We start from the raw sequence: 23220 nt of genomic DNA, 5'->3' as shown, positions 1-23220 counted from the left end.
ACCTAAACTAGACATCTTGAAATCCATTTTTGTCATACTGCTCTTGTATATGTATGTGCTGCTTTTACCCAAAGTTTCCGTTGCGCAGGAGCCCGTGAGAATAGATAAAGCAGTTAAACAACATATCTTTTCTTACAAAGAAATAGACGTATTTGAAGACCGTACAGGAACATTGGGCATAGAAGAAGTGTCTTCTCCAATGCGCAACTCACTTTTTGCCAGTAGCAGAACTTTTATCCCCAAAACCACTAATAGCAAATCTACCTATTGGTATAGGATAAAATTACAGGAATCCAGCGATACGGGTGCCTTCCTTTTGGAATTTTATGATCAGACTATTGATGATATAAAAATTTACCAACAAAGCACGACAGGAAATTTTCAGCGGTTCGAATTTGGTGCTCAACTCGATTTCAAGAAACGACAGGTCCACCACAAAAACTTCACTTTCAACATTCCCCGAAAATACAGTGGTGTACAAACTTATTATATAGCTATCCATACTGAGCAGCCTGCCGCTGTAATGATTGTCCTAAAAAAAACAAATTGGTTTATTCAGTATGGCCTTAGAGAATACATGCTGCTGGGCCTATTATATGGAATGATACTGGTATTCTGCCTGTACAATCTCGTCATGTTTTTTGCTGTAAGACAAAAACAATACCTCTACTACGTACTTTACAACCTGAGTATAGGATTGTATGAAATTAGCTCAAACGGCACGGGCTTCCAATATTTGTGGCCCAGTTATCCAGATTGGAATGAAATTGCCTATGGCGTAGCACTTTACCTTGCGGTTACTTTCAGCATGCTTTTTGCCAGGGAATTTCTACATCTGAAACATAAGGTGCCATTTCTGAACAAGGTCATCTTGGGATATCTTGCACTTAGAACAATCTTTTTCTTGTTGTGCCTTTTTGTAAACAACCATTGGTTCGTCTACAAATTTATAGAAGTGATACCTGTGCTATTGGCATTGTTTTCGGGCATATACATCCTGCGCAGGGGCTATTATCCAGCAAGATTTTTTGTTGCGGGATATTCATTTATCCTATTGGGAATTTTGATACGGATTATCAAAGTACTAAATGTGGGTAAAATGCCCTTTGGGCCACTTAACTTTTATAGTCTAAGTTTCTGCCTGATCATGGAGATGCTATTTGTAACTTTTGCCATAGGCGACAACATTCGCCTGTTGAAGAAAAAGAAGGAAAAGGCACAGCGAAGAATCATCAAAGAACTAGAATCTAAGCAGGCACTAAAGGATAAACTCAATAGCGAGTTGGAGCAAAAAGTTGTACTAAGAACTAGGGAAGTTTTAGAAAAGTCTGAAATCATTGAAGCCCAGAACCAAGAACTGTTGGAACAGGCTGAAGAGATCAGAAAAATGAACGAACTGTTGTCTATCGATAATACAATCCTTAAGAAAAATATAAGTGAAGTAACCGAAGCCAGGGTAATGTCGAAGATATTGAGCTATGACGAATTCATCAAAATATATCCCGACAATGATACCTGCTACCGGTTTTTGAGCGAACTTAAGCAAAAGAAAGGTTTCGAGTGTAAGAAATGTGGCCACACCGAGTTCTATGCTGGACATAGCCCCTACAGTAAAAGATGTGCTGCCTGCGATTATGAAGAATCTGTCATCAACGGAACCATCTTCCAAAATAGCAGGATACCTTTGAACAAAGCTTTCTATATGGTGTATATCATCTATGCCACAAAGGGTAAAATATCCTCTTATAAACTTGCCGAAACACTGGAAGTTAGACAGGCGACGTGTTGGGCAAATCTCAACAAGATCAGGACAATTATGCTTGAAAGGAAGAAGGAATTTAAGGGTGCTGGAGAAGATGGCTGGAATAAACTAGTACTTACCTAAAAAAATATCAAAAAAAACGTCAAAATTATCAGGCGTGTTAAAATCTATTTCCGTGGTCCCTATTTTATTTAGTTAAGCATTGAAAATCAATACTTAAGCGATAAAACCCTTGTGGTATTAATGCGTATTATTTTTAATTTAAAAAACTGATAATCAGAAAGTTATAAAGTTTTCTATTTGTTTTTATACTTGTAATTTGAATATATTCGTCCCACTATTCAATTAACCAAGTATAAACTTTTCAATGCGAAGAACTTTGACGGAGCAAAAACGACACTTCAGATGGTGGCTACTATCTACGCTAGTGCTGATGCAGTTCTCGGCCAGCAGTGCCGACCTACTCACAAACATCCCCGGTAGAAAGACTACCAGCCTTAATGGCAAATGGCAATACATTATAGACATCTACGAAACTGGCTTTTATGATTACCGATATAAAGAACGGGCAGAAAATGATCCAGAAGCTTATTGGAACACAGACGTACCTTCTAACTCACTAGACCGAAAGGAACATGGCTATAACGACAAGTACACCCTGAACGTACCTGGTGATTGGAACTCACAGGCCGACAAATTCCTATACTACGAGGGATCTGTTTGGTACAAAAGAAATTTCGATTACCAAAAGACTAATCGCAACAACAAGCTGTATATCTATTTTGGCGCCGTAAGCTATAGAGCAGATGTATACCTAAACGGAAAGAAATTGGGAATGCACAAAGGTGCTTTTAGCCCATTCAATTTTGAAATCCCACAGGAGCTATTAAAGGAAAAAGGCAATTTTTTAGTGATAAAAGTAGACAATAGAAGATATGCCAATGAAATACCTACCCTAAATACCGATTGGTGGAATTATGGTGGCATTATCAGGGACGTGAGTTTGGTAGAGGTTCCCAATCAGTTCATCAGTAATTATTTTATCCAACTTGCAAAATCTAACCAAGGCGCAAAGTTGATTAGCGGCTGGGTCGATGTCAAAAATGCAGCCAAAAACCAACAAGTGACCATAGACATTCCAGAGCTGAAGATCAGCCAAAATTTCACGGTCAACGCAGATGGAAGGGCCGAAATAAAAATCAATGCATCCAAGCTTACGCTCTGGAGTATGGACAATCCCAAACGCTACCTGGTGAATATCAGCACCGTCAACGATAAAGTGGGAGAAAAAATCGGATTTAGACATATTGAAGTTCAGGGAGAAAAAATCCTTTTGAACAACAAGCCAATATTCCTTAGAGGAATCAGTATCCATTCGGAAATTCCTGAAGAAGCAAGACGTGCCAACACGCAAAAAGATGCCGAAAAGCTTTTGGGATGGGCCAAGGAACTCGGATGCAATATGGTACGACTGGCTCATTATCCACATGATGAAAAAATGACACGTCTTGCAGACTCGCTTGGGCTGTTGGTATGGTCTGAAATTCCCGTTTATTGGACAATTGATTTTAAGAGCCAGGAAGTATTTGAAAAGGCAAAAACCCAGCTTGATGAAATGATAGACAGGGATAAGAACAGGGCAAGCATTATCATCTGGTCTGTTGGCAATGAAACACCTGTAAGCGAAACAAGAACAAATTTCATGAAAAACTTGTTGGAGGAAGCCCGTAAACAAGACCCTACCCGACTTGTTTCGGCAGCACTGGAGGTTAACTACCACTCGGAAGAGAACATGAGATGGATTGATGACCCTCTAGGAGCATATGTGGATGTAGTGTCCTTTAACCAATATTTGGGATGGTATGGTGGCACGCCCGAAAGCTGTAGAACAGCAAATTGGGGCACCCATTATAAAAAACCATTGTTTATCAGTGAAACAGGTGCCGAAGCCGTTGGTGGTTATCATGCTGATGCAAAACAGCTTTGGAGCGAAGAATTTCAGGAATGGTACTACGTTGAACAAGTTGCTATGCTAAAAAGAATGCCATCCAATTTTGTGGGCATATCGCCATGGCTCTTGGCCGACTTTAGGTCGCCACGACGCAACAACCCCGTGTACCAAGAAGGATGGAACAACAAAGGCCTTTTTGACCAGAAAGGAAGGAAGAAAAAAGCCTTCTACATATTGAAAACCTATTACGACGAACTAGCCAAAAAAAACCAATAACATAAGATGAAGAAGCTACTTTTTATACTACTTACTTTTACGATTACCTTGACACAGGCCAAAGAAAAATTCTTTGGCGTGAAAGGAAAAGAGATCATAGACCTAAACGGCAACCCTTTTTTGATCAAAGGAACCAATCTTGGCAACTGGCTAGTACCTGAAGGGTACATGTTTAAATTTAAGAAAACCAATTCCCCAAGCCAAATACATGATATGCTGGCCCAGCTCATTGGACCAACCGAAACTGCCAAATTCTGGGAAAATTTCCTTGAAAATTATGTAACACAGGAAGATATCAAGTTCCTCAAAAAAACTGGGGTTAATTCGGTAAGGGTACCCTTCAACTACAAACTGTTCACCAATGAAGACTATATGGGCAGAAATGATAGTTCAAGAGGGTTCAAATTACTGGACAAGGTGATATCCTGGTGCAAAGCTGAAGGGCTTTATGTGATTTTGGACATGCACTGCGCACCAGGAGGACAGACCGGGGATAACATTGATGACAGCTTTGGTTACCCCTTCCTATTTGAAACCAAAGAAAACCAAAAGCTGGCCATCGAGTTATGGACAAAAATTGCCAAAAGATACGCAAATGAGCAAATTATCATTGGTTATGACCTACTAAACGAGCCCGTTGCCCACTATTTTGATTCAAAAACACTAAACCCATTGATTGAGCCATTGTATAGAGAACTCACTACAGCAATCAGGAGCGTTGACCAAAACCATATCATTTTTTACGGCGGAGCACAGTGGAACACAAACTTCAATATTTTCTCAGCGCCTTTTGATAAAAAGGCCGTTTATACCTTTCATAAATATGGCGACCTGCCCAATTATGGTTCCATTAAACGCTTTATAGAATTCAGAGAAAAATATAATGTGCCCATCTACATCGGTGAAACGGGAGAAAACACTGATGAGTGGATACAAGAATTTCGTGAACTGTTGGAAAAAGAAAATATCGGTTGGCACTTTTGGCCATACAAAAAACTTGACAGCCCCAAAAATATCATTTCTATCCCCCTCCCGCCCAACTACCAAACGCTGATAGATTATGCAGAGGCCAGCAGGGGTTCCTTTAAGGAAATCAGAGAAATCAAGATCGATAGAACTGAAATCAGGAAAATACTGAATCAGTTTCTTGAAAACATTAAGCAAAAAAACTGTTCGCCCAATGAGGGCTACATCAAGGCTTTGGGACTAAATATCAATTAAAAAGAAACCAAGAATAAACCAAACACGTTATGAACATAAAAATTACACCATTTTCCTATCTCTATCTGGTGGTCTGCTTCCTGTGCATTACCCTATCAAGTACTGCCCAGGAAACGATAACCATTAAAGGGGTTGTAAAGGACATCGAGGATAACTCCCCCATTCCCGGTGTAGGCGTTACCATTAAGGGCACAAACGGTGGCTCGGTTACCGACGCTGACGGAAAATTCAATATCAGGGTGCCAAAATCTTCATCCGTTCTGTTATTTTCTGCTATAGGAATGAAGACAAAAGAAATAACACTCAAAGGTGAAACGGAGTTGGAAGTATTGCTGACCAAAGACGTGCAAACCTTGGGAGGTGTTGTAGTAGTTGGATATGGCGTTCAGAAAAAAAGCTTGGTAACCGGCGCCATCTCTTCTTTAACCACAAAGGACCTCGAAGTTCCAGGTCTGATGCGGGCAGACCAGGCATTACAGGGCAAATCTGCAGGGGTTACCGTAATGATGAACAGCGGCCAGCCAGGCTCAGGAGTAAGCATACGAATTAGGGGTGCAGGTACAAATGGTTCAAACGATCCCCTATTCATCGTAGACGGATTCCCGAGAGGCGATTTGGAAGCCATCAACCCTCGCGACATTGAAACCATGGAAGTACTGAAAGATGCAGCCTCAGCTGCAATATATGGTGCACGTGGTGCAAATGGCGTAGTCATCGTCACTACCAAATCAGGCAAGGCGGGCAAAACAAAACTTGATTATGAATACTATCGTGGAATCCAGAACATCAGGAAATATATCGACGTGCTAAATGCAACACAATATGCTAGAATCCAGAACGAACTGCATTTCAATTCAAACCTGCAATTACCATTTTCGGAAATAGAAATCCAAAAAATGGGTAAAGGAACCGATTGGCAAAAAGAGGTTTCCTTCCAAAATGCACCAATACAGAATCACCAGGTATCACTTTCTGGGGGGTCGGAAAAATCCACCTATAATACATCTTTTTCTTATTTCTCACAATCAGGTACCCTAGCAAAAGGGAAATCGGATTTTGACAGGTATACCGGTCGTATCAATACCAAACAAAACGTTATCGACGGCCTATTGAACACTGGCGTAAACTTGGGAATAACCAATGTCCGACGTGCAGCAATTGCCACAAACAGCGGTAATTCTGGGCCGATATTAAGTGCCATCAATATGGACCCCGTAACACCAGTAATGAACGATGATGGAACATTTGCCATTTCTCGCTACGTTTCCCAGGAGATAGTTAACCCTATTGCCAGGGTATATTACTCAAATGGCTCTTCGGGCTATACCAGAATAAATGCTGATGTATTTGGGGAACTTCAAATTCTCAAGGACCTGAAGTTCAGAACCAGTTTGGGACTTGCAATACAGTATAATGAGTCAAGGGGATATACTCCCATCTATTACCTGAACTCTACTAATAGGACGATAGCAACCGGAACCAGTAAATCAATGTCGGAAAGTAGAGACCTTAACTTGGAGAACATCCTGACCTACACCAAAAAGCTAGATGACCATTCTTTCTCGGCCATGGTGGGAAACACCGTAAACAAGGGAAGAGGCACAAACGTATCCGCTTCAAAAAATGGATTACTATACGATGATCCAAACTATGCCTATCTAGACCTCGCAAAGGATAATACCAGTGCAAGTGCATCTGGTGGTGCATGGCATACCGGTCTCATCTCCTACTTTGGACGTGTAACCTACGATTACAACAACAAATATATGATGACAGCCACCTACAGGGCCGATGGTTCTTTCAGGTTCGGTAAAAACAACAAATTTGGCTTTTTCCCATCAATTTCCGCAGGATGGAACGTACACAAGGAAAACTTCATCCAAGATATCGCCGCCATTAGTTCGTTAAAACTTAGAGCGAGCTGGGGCAGGACAGGAAACGATCAAATCGGTGACTACGCTTTTGTATCTACAATCAGTACCTATGCCAGAAACTATTATTTTGGATCCGATGCGCAACAAATTGGTGCTTCGCCAAGTGGCGTATCTAACCCCGATCTAAAGTGGGAAACATCTGAGCAAATGAACATCGGTATAGATGCCGAATTCTTCAAAAATTTTAGGCTAACTTTTGATGTCTACAGAAAAGCAACCAAAGATTTACTCCTAAGGGTACCAATCCCATCATATGTAGGAAATGCGGCTCCCTTTGGCAATGCAGGAAACGTACTTAACAGAGGGATTGAGCTGTCACTTGGGTATCAAAAGGATTTTGGAAAGCTTTATATCGAGGCAAGTATAAATGGAGCATATAACCATAACAAGGTTACCCATGTTGGGAATACAAACGGTTATATCACTGGAGGCAACGCCAATAATCAGATGGGTGATATCTCAAGAATGGAAGCAGGTTTCCCAATAGGCTATTTCTGGCTATACACTATGGATGGAATTTTTCAGAATCAGTCACAGGTCGACAGCTACAGGGGACCTAATGGAAATCTTATCCAGCCCAATGCTGTACCTGGCGATATCAGGTATAAAGACCTGAACGGTGATGGGATCATCGATAGCCGCGACAGATCAATGGTAGGTTCCCCACATCCAAAATACAACTACGGGATGAATTTCACTGCCCGTTATAAGAATTTTGATATAAATGTATTCTTTAGCGGCCTAGCAGGTAACCAAATATTCAATAGCCTCCACCGATGGGATCTGCCAACAGCCAATTTCCCTGTCGAGGTTATTAACCGTTGGCACGGAGAGGGAACTACAAATAGCTTTCCGAGGTTGGCTGCAGGCGACCTGAATGGAAATTTCTCCAACCCATCAACCTTCTTTTTGGAAAACGGAAGCTACCTCAGATTAAGAAATGCAGCTATTGGTTACACGTTTAGAAATCTAAAGGTTGCCAAACTCGACAAAATCAGGCTATATGTTACTGGCAGCAATTTGTTTGTGCTAACGAAATATACAGGCTTCGATCCCGAAGTATCGGGAGGAGCACTTGGATTGGGTATAGACAAAGGCGTCTATCCTCAACCTAGAACCTTTATGTTAGGCGCAACTGTAGGATTTTAACATCACTTAATGTACAATCAGTTATGAAACATCAATATACAAAGCTACTCATAATCATTATGGCGATCGGCCTAGGATCTTGCAATAAAACAATAGACCTTGACCCTATCACCTCCGATACCGAATCAAATTTCTATCGAGACCAAAAAGACTGTCTACAAGGCCTTGCAGCAGCTTACAATGTACTTTTATGGGACGCTCCACAGAACCAGAATGCTCCATTTCAGTTGATCAGCGAGGTTTTGGGCGACAAATGTTTTACAGGGGGTGCGTCGGCAACAGATCTACCAGCACTGCAGCGAGTTGACAGAGGTGCCTTACGCACAGATGATCTGACGGCAAAAGCCCTTTGGTACAAATACTATTCGGGAATTTACAGGACAAATATTTTACTAGAAAAACTTCCAGCGGCAAGTTTTGATGAACCTGAGCTAAGGGAGAGATACGCAGCAGAGGCAAAATTCCTCAGGGCTTATTACTACTTCGACCTAGTTCGTCTTTATGGAAATGTGCCATTGATACTAAAAGTATTGGCCCCTTCAGAATATAACCAAAAACAAGCCAGTCCAGAAGAGGTTTATAAACAGATAGGCGACGACCTGTTGGCAGCAATCAACACGTTACCAAGGTACAGGAACCTAACGCCTGATGAATATGGAAGGGCAACTTCCGATGCGGCAAGGGGACTTTTAATGCGCGTATGGCTGTACTACACAGGCTATTGTAAAAAAAGTGCGATGCCGAATGTTTCCTCACAACAGATTTTAACCATTTCGGAAGAGCTCATCAATAATAGTGGGCACGATTTACTACCTAAGTTCTCTGATGTATTTATAAACGATGCCCCATTTAACCACAATAATAGGGAGGCTGTGTTCGAAATCCAATACTCTTCAAAAGCCAACAGTGGAAATTTCAGCTACAGAGAAGAGGCCAATGGAAATCTCTCGGTAATGCTTTGGTCAATGAGAGACCCTAATTCTGCATCTGTTTATGCTGCAGGCTGGTCTTTCGCGCCCATCGATGCAGAATTCTACAATTCATTCCCAAATGATGACCTTAGAAAGGATGCTACTTTCCTATTACCTAAAAACCTTTCGGTTTCTTTTACGCCTGGCTACCAGAACACTGATATCTTTCCAAAAAAATGGCTTGCCCTAAAGGCTAACCAAAGCTCGAGGGGCGATTTCAGGTTAAATTTCCCTAACCATTTTATCTCCATCCGTTTTTCCGATATCCTATTAATGGCAGCAGAGCTACAGCTTTTACATGGAGGAACTATTGGCAAGGCCCAAACCTATTTTGAAAAGGTGGCGAAAAGGGCCCATTCTTCTACATACTCCCCTCCTACAGTAACATTGGATGTAATCTACAGGGAAAGGGAACTGGAATTGGCACTAGAGGGGCAAAGATATTGGGACCTCATGAGAAGAGGGCTGGATTATGCCCAAGCCAGAATAGATATCAATCGCGGAGAACCTTTTATCAGCAAATTCAATAAAGATGCTGAAGGTCTATTCCCTATCCCACAGGAAGAGATCATCAATACCAAATATGTACTGAACCAAAACAAAGGCTATTAAATCAAACAAGATATGAAGAATTTAATTTTTATGGCGCTGGCACTTTTAACGGCCACATCCTGTAAAAAAAATATCACTTTGGAAGATCCTATTCCAGAAAGTGAAATCAATATCATTATACAGGAAACAGCTACTCCCAACGTTTACCGCTTTATTAACGGACAGATAGGCAATACCGCCAAAGCGAAATGGAACTTGGGCAATAGCGTAGAAGCTGTAGGGGACACAGTGTTGGGCAAATATCCATTCAAGGGCGAATATAGGGTCACACTTTCGGTATTCAATGGAGTCAAGATTGTAGAAAAATCTGTATTGGTATCCTTCAAAAACGATAATCTGGACCTGGATCCCGTTTATGAACTTTTAACTGGCGGACCAAGTTCGGTCGACGGAAAGACATGGATGCTGGATTCTCTGACAGACGGTCACGTAAAGCTGATCAACAACGGATCAACCACGCCATGGAACCGATTGGCAAAAAAGGACAAAGGCGTTTATGACGACGAACTCGTTTTCAAGCTGAACAATAAGGAATGTCTCTACAAAAACAATGGTTCTTCCTACTGCCATGGAGGTACGATAGACGGTATCACACAATTCAGGTTAAAGGAACTAAGTGCCAATTGGGGAACTGCAAGCGTTTTTGCAGCCGATGGAGGTGATTTGCTCATCAACTATACACCAAAAGATGCCACGCAACACTGGGAAATGGAGATCAGGAATGGAAAACACTACCTACAATTAAAGGGAGGTGCCTTTTTCTTCTTTTATAGGGGCACTTCAAATGTGATTGAGTACGAGATTACTTCGATCAAAGAGAACGAACTGATTGTTACACACTACGAAACCGCTCCGCAATCAAGGGCAAATGCCTTGTGGAGAGACCAATACACATTGATCAGAAAAGGCTACGTACGTCCATAACCAATAAAAACAAACTTCATGAAAAGTATAACTTCTATAAGAAATTTACCTAGCATAGTATGCCTGTTATTATTATTGACAGGAAGCTGCAAAAAGGATAATGACCGGTTTTATTCCGTTTCGGATGGCAGGTTCCAGATCTATAACGAAAAGTCTAAGCTTGTCGGAAATGTGGTAGAAAACTTGGTTCTTAACGAAACCAACAAATTCAACATGGTGTTTGCCAATGCTCCAAAGGCAGAAGCCACCATTAGTGCAGCGGAAGTCAACGGAATCCGTATTGACGAAACCAAGCTCATACTGACCGGTACCTCGGTGGATATCCCCGTAAAAGGCACTCCAAAAAACGAGGGTACGTTCAATTTGATAGTGAAAGTGGTGATAGATGGAAATACCCACGTATGTAGTTCGCAATTTTTTGTAGATCGACCAAATGTATCTTCTATCACTCTTGACCTTACCGAAGCGCCAATTTACAACGCTGTTGGAGAGGTTTCTAGAGAATTTACTGTATATCCTAGGTCTACTGCCTTTGAAATAACGGTACCAGCAGGACTAACGGCAAGCATTGAGAACATCGACGCCGACAGGAGACGATTAAAGTTAGTGGCAACAGATGAATTTATTGCAGGAGATATAGTGGTAAAAGCAAAATTCCTCCAGGTGCCAGAAGCGGTCAAAACCATAAGGGTAACAGCATTTTCAAATGGAGAAGGCACCGTTTCCAGCCCATACGAAATTACCGACCTGGTAAGGCTTAACAAGATACGCTATGGTTTAACCAGCAACTATAAACTTGCCAGCGACATCACGGCGGGCAGTTTTACTACTATTGCAGGAGTATTTTTGGGCAACCTAGACGGCAATGGCCAGAAAGTTAACGGCATTTCAATCAATAGCCCAACCGCGGATAACAGAGCCCTGTTCAACGAACTTGGTACAACGGCAGTGGTGAAGGACCTTGAACTAGCTAACGCCAATTTTACGGCACAAAACAATGTTGCCTTAATAGCCGTTACCAACAGAGGGACAATTGATCACATCAAAGCATCTGGAACAGTTACCGGAAAGCTACGTGTGGCTGGAATCACCGCAAATAATTTTGGATCAGTAATAAACTGTGATGTGACCACCGTTGCGGTAAACGCGGACAACTTTGCTGCAAATTTTGCTGCAAATACCAATTCAGGATCTACGCAGACTGGCAACATATTACTGACAGCTCCTACCACTTTCCCAGAAAACATTTATGGCGTTACAGTAGCTACCACCAGTAATTTTACCTTTAATCCTTCAGATGGCGTTATTGAGGTAAAATCAAGTCCCACCAACCTTACGGCAGTATCCGTTTCGGGACAAAGGGTAACGTTCACTCCTATGTCTGGCTTTATTTCAGGTGATGTAATCTTAAACTTGAAAAAAGGGAATATCTCCATCACTAGGACCATAAAAGTATATGCCAAACAAGAAGGTTCAGCATTCGATGGAGGAGATGGTTCGGTAAGTAACCCATACCTTATTTCAACAGAAGATGGGCTGATAGCCATGGGCCAAGCAACCGATAAAAACTATAAAATCATTGCAGACCTCAACTTGTCAAAAACCTGGATTCCAATTACCAGCTTCTCAGGCTCTTTGGACGGCAATGGGCATAAAATAAACAACCTTGTAATCAATTCAACGGGTGTTAGTGAGGGATTTTTCTCTACCTTAACCGGAACGCTTAAAAATGCGCAGTTTCTGAACGTAAACTGCAATGCCAGTAACTCTTTTGGTACGCTAGCAGGCAAACTTACCGGAGGTACAATACAGAATATAAAGATATCTGGCAATATCAACTCTACCAATACCGGAGATCTTTTGGGTGGTATAGTGGGCGATATGTCGGCCGCTGCCAAAGTGACCCAGATTCATGCAAACCTAAACATTAAGGCTTCTTGCGGAATGGTGGGCGGCCTTGTAGGTAGGCTAACGACTGCAGCCACAGGCATTGCCGAAATTTCTTTTTCTACGGTAATGGGAAGTATAGAAATCAACGCATCGAAAAACAGGATTGCAGGTATATTGGGAAGGGCCGAAGGATCAAATGTTGGCGGAGGAATAGTAAAAAACTGTAGGTCTTCCGTGAATATCTCTGCTACCACAGCCGTTTCAACCACCGTTAACGGTGTTGGGGGTATTTTCGGTGCCGACCAAAATGCCGGTATCGTACCAATAGACCAATGTTTATTCGATGGAACGATTATCTGTGGCTTCTCCGTAGGCGGCATTGCGGGCGTTGGTTCTTCCATCACCAATTGCGCTGTTGAAGGTGCAGGAGCAAGCCAGGCAACGGCTACTATCAGAGCCATGGGAACGCCTGCAACGGGCAATATTGGAGGTATATCAGGTACAAACAAGGCTAAGCTTGAAAACTGCATTGTAAAAAATGCAACGTTCAGGGCCAGCCAATCTACCGCCGCCCTTCCTGTAGCAGGCATCTCCAGTACCTATCAGAACAATGGCTATACGGCAAATAGTTTTGTAGTTAATACCTCTCTGGAAGGTTCTAATACATTACCAAATGCTAACAACGTTTTTAGGATTTCAGGGACAGCAGCCAATGGAACTGGAGTAAACAGGAAAAATTATGTAGGAGCTGGGGTATTAGTTCCGATAAGGGACGTGCCTTTTGTAGACGATGCGGCAGGTTTAGATGGCGCTATTGCACCATCAACGAACCAAGCGTTTTTTGAGACTACATTAGGGTTCAATTTTACCATCTGGAGAATGGGAGCCGATGGATACCCTACCCTAAGGAATGTTGGCTACAATGGAACCTATTAACGATCACAGATAAATTTAAACAGATGAAAAATTTCAAAATATTATTACTGCTCGCCCCCCTATTACTGGGCTGTGCCAAAAGTAATGAATACAGCCCTAAGAAGTCTACGGTAGTACACTACGAAGCAAAAGGTAAAAAAGGCGCCGACTTTAGTACCTCCACAAAAAATGGTACCTGGTGGGGCAATACCATTAACCTACAGAGCCATTGGTTCTATACTTGGGGCTTAACAATCCCCTTCGAACTGGCACCTCAGAATGCAGAATTTGTGCCCATGTTCTGGAGCAAAACATCAGTAACCGATGCTAATCTTGCCCAAATCAAGAGTCTAAAAGCCCAAGGCAGGGTAAAGTATGTACTGGGTTTCAATGAACCAGACTTGTCGGACCAGGCAAATATGACCGTTCAGGAAGCTTTGGACCTTTGGCCACAACTGGAAAGCCTCGGTGTTCCATTGGGCAGCCCTGCCGCCTCTTGGCCTACGAACCAGTGGATTTATGACTTTATGGACAGGGCGATAGCCCAGGGAAAACGTGTAGATTTTATCTGTGTGCACATGTATGTGGGAACGGATGAAAACCATTTTGTAAAAATATTACAGGATCTATACGACAAATATCATAAGCCTATTTGGATCACCGAGTTTGCCACGGTACACGACAGGGCAACAACCATGGCAGAAAATCCGTATACGCCGGATATGGTACTTGCCTTTATGCAGCGGCTACTTCCTAAACTGGAGGCCCTAGATTTCGTTCAGCGCTATTCATGGTTCTCGGGCTCTCCTACCAGTGCCCGCCTTTGGCCATCGGCACTGGTTGACGCCAATGGCAACCTGACCAAATTGGGACAATGGTATGCTGACTATAAGCCCAATACTGAAATAAAAAGATAAAACTTAGGGTTTATTGATCATTTATTCACCTTATTAAAAATTATCATGAAAAGAATTTCCATACTGATAGGGCTCATTTTAGTAGTACAATACCTGTATGCCCAGAATTTCACCAAGGGAAATATTGTGGTTTCACGACTTGGTAACGGAACCAATACCCTTACATCAGGCGCCCTGCCTGTTTCCATCGTTGAAATCAACCCCGTTACCAAAGCCATAACCAAAACGGTAGAGATACCTTTTAGTACTGCCGGGCAACGTTTATTGATCAATGGCAATCCCAATGCGGGTTCTAACGAGGGCGGAATATCGCTCTCGGCCGACGGAAGATACATCGTAATTGGCGGTGCAGACGTTGCTCTTTTTGACTCTGATACAGGGCCTGACAACAAGAGCTTCGCCAGAATCAACACACTCGGGAATACCGAGCTATTTACCATAAACGGCAATTTTTTTAGCGGCTTTATCAGAGCAACCACAAGTATTGATGGAAGTGCACTATGGTTCACCACAAACGTAGGTACAGCCTATGTGGCCTGGGGAGCAACGGGCACATCCCGATTTACGACTACGGGGTCACGCTATATCAATGTCATTGGAAATAACCTATATGCATTAAGTGCTACAAACCCAGCCACCATCCTTAATTTTGGCACACCTCAAACAGATGCTACCGCCAATAATGGTACCGCATTAGCTGGCACTGCCAACAGCACCGTACAAAGTGGTTACGGTTTTGCAATGTTGGATATAGACAATGCCATTAGCAATTCAATTGATGCTAACGATGTATTATATATCGTTGACCAAACCGTAGCCTCTCCCGGAATCATAAAAATGGCTTATAATACCGCTACTTCTACATGGGAATTTGTTGGGAAGTTAACCAGCTCGGTCCCTTTCTATGGGCTAACGGCCAGAAAAACCAGTCAGGGATATGTAGAGCTGTTTACCGTGAGCAATTCTGGGCAGAATAACGACCTGATAACTATCTTGGATGAAAACCCCCGCACGGCTTTTAGTGCCGCATTGACTACAAAAACTACTTTGGCAAGCGCAGGAACAAATTATGTATTCAGAAGCGTTGCATTTTCGCCCTCTGATGCGGCTCTGCCTCTTGATCTGATATCCTTTGTAGCCAGGACCTCTTTTAATTCGGCAAAATTTGATTGGAAAACCAACAATGAAATCAATGTGGGTAGTTTTATCCTAGAAAGAAGCACGGATGGAAAAGTTTTCAAAGAGATCAAAACCGTGCTACCCAAAAATACGATTGGTCTCAACCACTACCAGTCTGAAGATTTGGGCCTGTTGCCTGGACAATATTACTATAGGCTAAAAATGATTGATAAGGACGGAAGTACTTCATTGAGCAACGTCGTTCCCGTGACCATTAAAAACACAGGAACAGTAAATCTATATCCAAATCCCGCCCGAGATCATATACAGATAAACCTAGACCCATCTGTGGTAAAAAGAAGTTTCACCATATTCTCCGTTGGAGGAAAAGCGATAAAAACTGGGACCATTACAGCTAACAATCTCGCTCCAAGTATTGATATATCTTCTCTGGACAATGGAACATACATATTAAATATTGGATCTTTAAACTATACCTTTATCAAAAAATAAATGATCAAAGTGAATCATATCTACTCAGTCCCAAAAGAGGTAACAAAGTAGGCTTGAAACATTATAATTCTTCAAAATCAGATAACTTCACGCGTGAACCTTTGGTAAAATATTCAAATTTCCCGTGGAATAGCGAATCTGAAAAAACAGAGCTGAAGACATCAAGAACCACATAGGCCTAGTATCTTCAGTCCACTAAGCGCATAACCAACTAAAAACATAAGTTATGCGCTTTTTTTTAAATCTAAAAAATCCAAAACCATATTAAAAAATCTACATTAAACCATCAAAAAAGGCACTTTTCATTTATAGGACAACCAAAACATCAAAATTTACTTTAAAGCCTACTCTGGAAGTTGGGCTTACAAAGCATTAGTAGATAACGATATTGAATTGGCTATTGAAGTGGCATCGAGTAGCCAGTTCTAACCTCTTTCAAATAATTCCTCACTTTTAATTCCAGTTGGTATGGATATGTTTCTCCTAGCTTCTCTGCTAACTCATTTCCTATTTTATGAACTAAATTTGCCATAGCAAATAACGCATTCCAATTATCATTAATATCGCTTCCACTGAACGTAGCTTCTACCATTTGCCATTCCTGTCCATGGAAGTATTTTTTGAATAAACGACCATGTTTATTTGTGGTAATATTCCATTGATGCTGACTAGCTATGTACCATTCAAGTAAGGGCACTAAATAAGCGGTGCGAATATTATCTTCAGACATGAACTTGGCATAAAAAATATCACCTCTAGCAAGGCATTTTGCCACATAAGTCGTGTCCCACCAAAAATCATTTAGAATTCGTTGAAATTCTTCGATACTCGGTTTTTTAATAATAGAAACCCTGTAGCTTGGTTTCTTTAGGCCCCTAGTGATATCATCTTTGTCTAAAAGCACTTGATAACCAATATCCCAATCTTCCGGCAACTCCTCCATTTTTGCCTCTTTCAAAAATTGAGGCTTGCTGAATAATTTGAAATCTACTTTGGTATGGTCTTCGTACAATACCATTTTCATAGCATGTTTACCGTCGAAATAAGAATCGTCCTCTTCAAGAATAGCTATTGGCGTTCCGAACAAATTAAGCCATGTAGAATGTTCAACATATGTGACATTGCTCTCAAAAACGATTTCTATGTCCAAGTCACTGAAATCGTCAACTGGAGCTAAGGGGTTTACCAAAGAACTGGTTAATAAAAGAGCCCTAATTTCTTTATTCTCTTTTGCCCAATTAATGATATCTTTTAATTTTTGGTCTCTTTTCTTCATGCGGAATTGCATATAATATAGTGATAAAGACAAATATAAAGAGCTCTGATATCTATTTGCACTTTACTTTGAGCCGAAAAGTAATCAGCTCATTTATAGTTTTATGCTAGGGTGAGCTTTTAAACGGGAATAAATCAATAATAGCATCCACTCTACTGATTTATTTTATAAAGTTATATCGTAAATCCTGGTCATTGCTGACCAGGACTACTTTAATTAACAGGTACTATTTAGCATTTTTCTTAGCAGTGATTTCTTTTCTTATCTCAACTGCCATCGCTTTAAGATCTTGCATTGCTTTTCTAACCCTAGTTCCAGCTGTAGCATTAGATTTGTTGTAGAACTTTTCCACATCAGCTTCTACAGAAGCGATAAGAGACTTTACTTTTTCGAATTTTTCCATGTTATATATATTTAATAAATTAATAAGCTTTTATCGTCATTACTATTCAGTATTCTTGATTTATATCTGCATATATTGATTTAATTATTTGCTCCATGCCCCAACAGTCATTAAAACCGGTATAATAAGACTAACAAACACTTATTCAAAAGGGGCATGGAGCAAATAATATTTATATTCTCCAACGCTTCTTCACCTCAATCTTCTTTATAATTTTGAACATACCTTTTAGTATTTTAAGATTTTAAACTCCGTTCTTCTATTGGCTTGGTGTTCAGCTATTGAGCAACTAACCCCATTTTTACAATGGTTGAGTAACTGAGTTTCCCCATATCCCTTCGTCTTCATACGACTTCTGGAAATCCCTCTATTTACCAGATATTCAACAACTGAATGTGCCCTTTGCAAAGAGAGGTATAGATTGTAGGCATCGCTTCCCCGGCTATCGGTATGTGAACCCAATTCTATTTCAAGGGTTGGGTTGTCGCGCATAGTACGTACCAATTCATCCAATATTTTCGCTGCATCTTTCCTAATATTGTACTTATCAAAATCATAATGGATATTCTTTAGGGCTATTGTCTTTCCTATCTCGAACAAAGGTTCGAGTCTTAAAGTCGCAAAAAGCGTATCGGATTTAACAATTCCTTTAGTAGAAACAGAAACGGAATCGCCGTAGAACTTTTCCTTTTGGCCAAGAATAGTATAATCTGTTTCCCTGTCAAGTTCAAAAAAGAAAGTTCCATCAGTTTTTGAATATTGCTTAGCTACAATATTGCGTCCATTAACGTAAAGTGTAACCGTTGCGCCATCAATTATGGCATTTGTACTTTTGTTCAATACCGTTCCTTTAATAGCAAGTATAATTTTTGGGTAAACGGTATGAAAACTATAAATATCATCGCTTCCCACTCCTCCCTTGCGGTTTGAGGAAATATAACCCAACTGCTCCTCCTCACTTGATTTTACCATAATGTAGGCGAAGTCATCCGCTGGTGAATTAATCGGGTACCGCAAGTTAACAGCAGTTGACCAACTATTCTTGCTGCCCTTTGCCGTAAAAATATCCAAACCTCCCATTCCAGGCCATCCATTGCTTGAATAATAAAGAACACCATCACTGCCAATGTTGGGAAACATTTCGTTTTGGTCGGTATTGATGGTTGGGCCAGCATTCTGTGGTGTTCCCCAACTGCCATCTTCTTGGAGTTCACAGTACCAAATATCTGTTCCCCCCAACCCACCGGGCATATCCGATACGAAATAAAGCGTTTTTTCGTCTGGGCTAAGCGCAGCATGTCCAACAGAGTATTTTTTAACGTCATTATATGGAAAAGGAGCAGCCTCATATTTGTCGTCCTTCATCATATAGATATACAATTCCAGGTTATTAGTATTGAACCTCAATTTATTTTCTTTGGTAATCTCTCCCGATTTTCCAGGGTAGGTCCTTGTAATAAACAACATACTTCCCGTCTTATTAGTGGCAATTGGCCCTACATGGTAAGCTTGGTCATTATAATCCGATTTTACAATCAGTTTTGCATTTAAATGATTGCTTGCGGTTCGGTCTGCCGTATATAATTTTAAAAATGGATTTCCCATACGTCCGTCTTTCTTCATCTGCTCCTGATTTGGCTCGGCTGTATAGAATATTTTCTTTCCTATGGGAAATACACTAAATTCTGCCAGTTCAGTATTAACTCCACCTTCATTTTTAAGTTTGTGCTTTGTTGGCGAGGCCATCCATATCAGAGCCGAATCACAACCGCGAATTTCGTTTTCAACTCTTTTCAGATCTCCATTCCTACTTGCATATAGCTCCAACACTTTTTTAGCTTCCGCATAACGGGCATTTGATTTAAGCACCCCTCCATAGGTAATAAGGTTCTCTGCTTTACTATCTGAATATTCAACGACTCTTGCATACCAATTTTCGGCCGACTCATAATCGTTCATCTGCCTATAGCAATCTGCGAGTTTTTCCAAATCCGATAACTTTGGCTTCTTCACATCCACCAGTTTCAAGTAAACAGCAGCAGCTCTTGCATAGTTATATTGGGTATATAAAAAATCTGCTCTTTGCCTTAAGCTGAGCTGCTCCTGCGCAGATACGGCAGTAACACATAACAAGCCAAAGACCAAAGAAAGCGCATATTTGATAAAATTATTGTTCATATTTATTTGTTTGATATGGATATCTTCTATTCTTCTTAAAAAAATCTTGGGCTAACCAATCGGTTATTTTTTCCTGGAAACGTAATCCCTAGGGTGATTTCATGAGTACCGTTCTGAAAGCTACTCAATCTACTAATGATGTAGTCATAAGAATAGCCGATCCTAAATTGGTCATTGATATAGAACTGGGCAATGCCTGAAATTGAATTAAGGCTGCTTAACGATTGGCCCTGCTCATAGCGTTTTTTCCAAAGATTGGCTTCTGTTCTATAGGAGGCCCCAATCCAGAATCTTTCTCCAAAAATTAACATGCCATTAATATCCAAACTTGATGGTCCTTTAAAGTCTTCCTTGAACAAAATGCTCGGTTTTAGCTTGGTATCTTCGGATAAGTCAAACAACGCTCCTGCAATGAGATAATAATGTTGTTTACGTCTAATATTTTCTATGGTGTTATTGTTCCAATTGAACAATCTGTTTGAGTTTTTTCCAGAAAACAGGTCCATAGCAGATAGACCCACATAAAATTTTGGATTGTAGTAATAAATGCCAAATCGAACATCGGGTATGGTGCTGTTAACCTTACCTATTGGCAAATCATTATCCCCTTCATCTACAGGCCTCAGCTGGTTACCATCCAATCCGTACTGTGAAATTCCGGCGGCTAATCCAAAACTTAATCGTTGTGTATCATCAGCATCTAACCTTAATCTATAAGCATAATTAGCATAAACAGAGGTCATATTTTGTGGCCCTAGCCTATCATCCGTAATTTGCAAACCGAGTCCGACGTTCTTATTCATATCTACTACACCATCGATTGAAAGTTGCCCCGTTTTTGGGGCTCCTTCCAACCCACTCCACTGACTTCGCAAACCCAACTGTCCAAACCACTCTTCTTTATATCCAGCGTAAGCCGGATTAACACTCAAAGAGTTAAAAATATATTGCGTAAACTGAATATTCTGTTGCGCTTTTACCTGAAAGGTACCTACTACTGCTAAATACAAAATCAGTATACTTTTTTTCACAAAATGCTTATTCATAATCTTTTTGCATTGGCCAGGTAAAACCTGGCCATGATCAATTATCGTTTTAATAAAATCCAGCCTTTAAATACCTGTTCCTTTTCTCCATCTTTTAGGCGAAGGAGATAGTAATAAGTTCCTTCATTCAATCCATCGCCTGTCCATGTATTTTTATAGTTGGTATTTCGATAAACTTCATTTCCCCAACGATTAAATATGGTCAGTTGGGCATTGTTATAGTTTTCTAATCCTACAATGACAAAAGCGTCATTTTTTCCGTCTCCGTTTGGAGTGATTACATTGGGAATAAAGAAACCTGTTACTTTTACCGTTACGGTCGCTACATTGGTCCAATTTCCGTTGGCATCTTTAACTCGATATTTAAAGGTATCGGTTCCTGTGAAGCCGCTATTTGGCAGATAGGTTACCGTACCATCGGCATTTATCCTTATCGTACCATGCTTAGGTTGTTCGGTAATTTCAACAGTAGCAATATCTAACGGCGCACCAAAAGGCTTGTCATTGTCCAAAATTGGAATTTTGACTTCTTTGTTCCATTCTGTCTCCGCGTTATCATCTGTTGCCATTGGGGCACTAGGAGCAATATTGATGGTAACTTTAGCAGGGTTTGAGATCTGCCCATTAACATCAGTCACCGTATATTCAAACTCATCAGTACCTGTATAACCATTGTTCGGTGTGTAAGTCACCGTTCCATCTGCATTTACCACTACGGTACCATTTTTGGGTTGCTTGGTAATTACGATACTACCTGGTACAATTGGGCTGCTACCTGCTTGATCATTTTTTTGAACATCTATAATCACAGGCTTATTCTGCATCGCATCTTTTGCATCATCATTTGCAATTGGAGGCTTCGCTACTATCGTTACAGTTGGATTATCGTTGTCTATGGCTGTTCCTGAAGTATCTTTCACTTCATTGCCCATAGGATCATTAGCTTTAATTATAGCGCTATTGGTCACTCTGCCTACGGCCACATTTGTTTCTGTAATCGTGTATTTTTCAATGTGAATAATTGATTTACCAGGTTCTAAAACCCCTGGGATATTGATAACTGAATTGGCCAATAACGGATCTGTTAGAACCAAATCCTTTAAGCTTACATTTCCTGTATTGGTGACTGTAAAAGTGAATTCGATTTGATTACCCAATATAAATGCGCCATTGGTACCTGTTCCAACATTGGTCACCGATTTCACCAAACTTATCTTCCCGTTCTGCGGTATTGGGGTTTCTGTTGGGCTGTCATTATTGGTATCCGTTCCCGAATTGTCGGTCACATCATTACCGGATGGGTCCTTCGAGGTCACCACGGCGGTGTTGCTCACCTTGCCCGCATCCACGTCGGCCTGGGTGATGGTATAGCTGGCAGTGTAAACCCAGCTCTCGCCCACGTCGAGCTTATTGTTATTATTGGCATCACCGCTGGCATATATCGGCGTAACACCAGGGATATTGTCGGTCAGTACCACATTGTCCAAGGTCACGTTCCCCTCGTTCTTCGCTACAAACTGGTAGTCTATCCTGTCGCCCAACTTGTAGCCGCCCGCTGGCGTCGTACTGGTCACCGATTTCACCAAACTTATCTTTCCACTTTGCGGGATAGGCGTTTCTGTTGGGCTGTCATTGTTGGTATCCGTTCCCGAATTGTCCGTTACATCGTTGCCAGCTGGGTCCTTCGAGGTCACCACGGCGGTGTTGCTCACCTTGCCCGCATTCACATCGGTCTGGGTGATGGTGTAGCTGGCAGTGTAAACCCAGCTCTCGCCCACATCCAGTTTATTGTTATTGTTCGTATCGCCACCCTGGTAAGCAGGTGTAATGCCCGCAATATTGTCGGTCAGTACCACATTGTCCAAGGTCACGTTCCCCTCGTTCTTCGCTACAAAACGGTAGTCTATCCTGTCGCCCAACTTGTAGCCGCCCGCAGGGGTGGCACTGGTGACTGTTTTCACCAAACTTATCTTTCCGCTTTGCGGGATAGGCGTTTCTGTTGGGCTGTCATTGCTTGTATCCGTTCCCGAATTATCCGTTACATCGTTGCCAGCTGGGTCCTTCGAGGTCACCACGGCGGTGTTGCTCACCTTGCCCGCATCCACGTCGGCCTGGGTGATGGTATAGCTGGCAGTGTAAACCCAGCTCTCGCCCACGTCGAGC

14 protein-coding genes are annotated in these 23220 nt (G+C 41.4%); 9 read left to right on the top strand and 5 right to left on the bottom strand.

All coding sequences use genetic code 11. The features are described 5' to 3' along the window. Positions 1 to 16: 16 nt before the first annotated feature. From ABDV71_RS16680 to ABDV71_RS16640, 9 genes are all read left to right on the top strand, one after another. A complete protein-coding gene (locus ABDV71_RS16680) occupies positions 17 to 1885 on the top strand; it encodes a 7TM diverse intracellular signaling domain-containing protein (protein WP_343534561.1) in 1869 nt (622 codons plus the stop codon). Positions 1886 to 2129: 244 nt separating this feature from the next. Then, positions 2130 to 3989: a glycoside hydrolase family 2 TIM barrel-domain containing protein gene (locus ABDV71_RS16675; RefSeq protein ID WP_343534560.1), complete on the top strand. Its 1860-nt coding sequence runs from the start codon at positions 2130 to 2132 to the stop codon at positions 3987 to 3989. 6 nt (positions 3990 to 3995) lie between these two features. Then, positions 3996 to 5210: a cellulase family glycosylhydrolase gene (locus tag ABDV71_RS16670; RefSeq protein WP_343534558.1), complete on the top strand. Its 1215-nt coding sequence runs from the start codon at positions 3996 to 3998 to the stop codon at positions 5208 to 5210. A gap of 29 nt (positions 5211 to 5239) precedes the next feature. Further along, a complete protein-coding gene (locus ABDV71_RS16665) occupies positions 5240 to 8293 on the top strand; it encodes a TonB-dependent receptor (protein WP_343534556.1) in 3054 nt (1017 codons plus the stop codon). A 23-nt stretch (positions 8294 to 8316) separates the two neighbouring features. Further along, positions 8317 to 9876, top strand: coding sequence for a RagB/SusD family nutrient uptake outer membrane protein (locus ABDV71_RS16660; RefSeq protein ID WP_343534554.1), 1560 nt, complete (start codon positions 8317 to 8319; stop codon positions 9874 to 9876). A gap of 12 nt (positions 9877 to 9888) precedes the next feature. Beyond that, positions 9889 to 10800: a hypothetical protein gene (locus ABDV71_RS16655; RefSeq protein ID WP_343534552.1), complete on the top strand. Its 912-nt coding sequence runs from the start codon at positions 9889 to 9891 to the stop codon at positions 10798 to 10800. Between the two features lie 18 nt (positions 10801 to 10818). Then, complete coding sequence (locus tag ABDV71_RS16650) at positions 10819 to 13626, top strand: hypothetical protein (protein WP_343534550.1); 2808 nt, start codon at positions 10819 to 10821, stop codon at positions 13624 to 13626. A gap of 23 nt (positions 13627 to 13649) precedes the next feature. Beyond that, positions 13650 to 14522: a glycoside hydrolase family protein gene (locus tag ABDV71_RS16645; protein WP_343534548.1), complete on the top strand. Its 873-nt coding sequence runs from the start codon at positions 13650 to 13652 to the stop codon at positions 14520 to 14522. A gap of 45 nt (positions 14523 to 14567) precedes the next feature. Beyond that, on the top strand, positions 14568 to 16154 hold the full coding sequence (locus ABDV71_RS16640; RefSeq protein ID WP_343534546.1) for a T9SS type A sorting domain-containing protein: 1587 nt from the start codon (positions 14568 to 14570) through the stop codon (positions 16152 to 16154). Positions 16155 to 16551: 397 nt separating this feature from the next. On the opposite strand, the gene ABDV71_RS16635 is transcribed toward ABDV71_RS16640, so the two are convergent. From ABDV71_RS16635 to ABDV71_RS16615, 5 genes are all read right to left on the bottom strand, one after another. Next, entirely contained in the window at positions 16552 to 17430 is an 879-nt protein-coding gene (locus tag ABDV71_RS16635; RefSeq protein ID WP_343534544.1) for an AadS family aminoglycoside 6-adenylyltransferase, read from the bottom strand. Positions 17431 to 17656: 226 nt separating this feature from the next. Further along, entirely contained in the window at positions 17657 to 17833 is a 177-nt protein-coding gene (locus ABDV71_RS16630; protein WP_343534542.1) for a histone H1, read from the bottom strand. A gap of 228 nt (positions 17834 to 18061) precedes the next feature. Beyond that, complete coding sequence (locus ABDV71_RS16625) at positions 18062 to 20011, bottom strand: OmpA family protein (protein ID WP_343534540.1); 1950 nt, start codon at positions 20009 to 20011, stop codon at positions 18062 to 18064. Between the two features lie 35 nt (positions 20012 to 20046). Further along, entirely contained in the window at positions 20047 to 21057 is a 1011-nt protein-coding gene (locus ABDV71_RS16620; protein WP_343534538.1) for a type IX secretion system membrane protein PorP/SprF, read from the bottom strand. A gap of 41 nt (positions 21058 to 21098) precedes the next feature. Beyond that, positions 21099 to 23220, bottom strand: a 2122-nt coding sequence (locus ABDV71_RS16615) for an Ig-like domain-containing protein (protein WP_343534536.1), incomplete at its 5' end; no start/stop codon positions are given.

The sequence above is a fragment of the Pedobacter sp. genome, assembly GCF_039594775.1.
GTDB lineage: Bacteria > Bacteroidota > Bacteroidia > Sphingobacteriales > Sphingobacteriaceae > Pedobacter.
Note: the sequence above shows the minus strand (reverse complement) of the source record. Positions and strands in the feature narration are given on the sequence as shown.

Bases quoted from the DNA above. Each gene is read 5' to 3' on its own strand.
- ABDV71_RS16675 (WP_343534560.1), top strand. From the start codon at position 2,130: ATGCGAAGAACTTTGACGGAGCAAAAACGACACTTCAGATGGTGGCTA.
- ABDV71_RS16670 (WP_343534558.1), top strand. From the start codon at position 3,996: ATGAAGAAGCTACTTTTTATACTACTTACTTTTACGATTACCTTGACA.
- ABDV71_RS16665 (WP_343534556.1), top strand. From the start codon at position 5,240: ATGAACATAAAAATTACACCATTTTCCTATCTCTATCTGGTGGTCTGC.
- ABDV71_RS16660 (WP_343534554.1), top strand. From the start codon at position 8,317: ATGAAACATCAATATACAAAGCTACTCATAATCATTATGGCGATCGGC.
- ABDV71_RS16655 (WP_343534552.1), top strand. From the start codon at position 9,889: ATGAAGAATTTAATTTTTATGGCGCTGGCACTTTTAACGGCCACATCC.
- ABDV71_RS16650 (WP_343534550.1), top strand. From the start codon at position 10,819: ATGAAAAGTATAACTTCTATAAGAAATTTACCTAGCATAGTATGCCTG.
- ABDV71_RS16645 (WP_343534548.1), top strand. From the start codon at position 13,650: ATGAAAAATTTCAAAATATTATTACTGCTCGCCCCCCTATTACTGGGC.
- ABDV71_RS16640 (WP_343534546.1), top strand. From the start codon at position 14,568: ATGAAAAGAATTTCCATACTGATAGGGCTCATTTTAGTAGTACAATAC.
- ABDV71_RS16635 (WP_343534544.1), bottom strand. From the start codon at position 17,430: ATGAAGAAAAGAGACCAAAAATTAAAAGATATCATTAATTGGGCAAAA.
- ABDV71_RS16630 (WP_343534542.1), bottom strand. From the start codon at position 17,833: ATGGAAAAATTCGAAAAAGTAAAGTCTCTTATCGCTTCTGTAGAAGCT.
- ABDV71_RS16625 (WP_343534540.1), bottom strand. From the start codon at position 20,011: ATGAACAATAATTTTATCAAATATGCGCTTTCTTTGGTCTTTGGCTTG.
- ABDV71_RS16620 (WP_343534538.1), bottom strand. From the start codon at position 21,057: ATGAATAAGCATTTTGTGAAAAAAAGTATACTGATTTTGTATTTAGCA.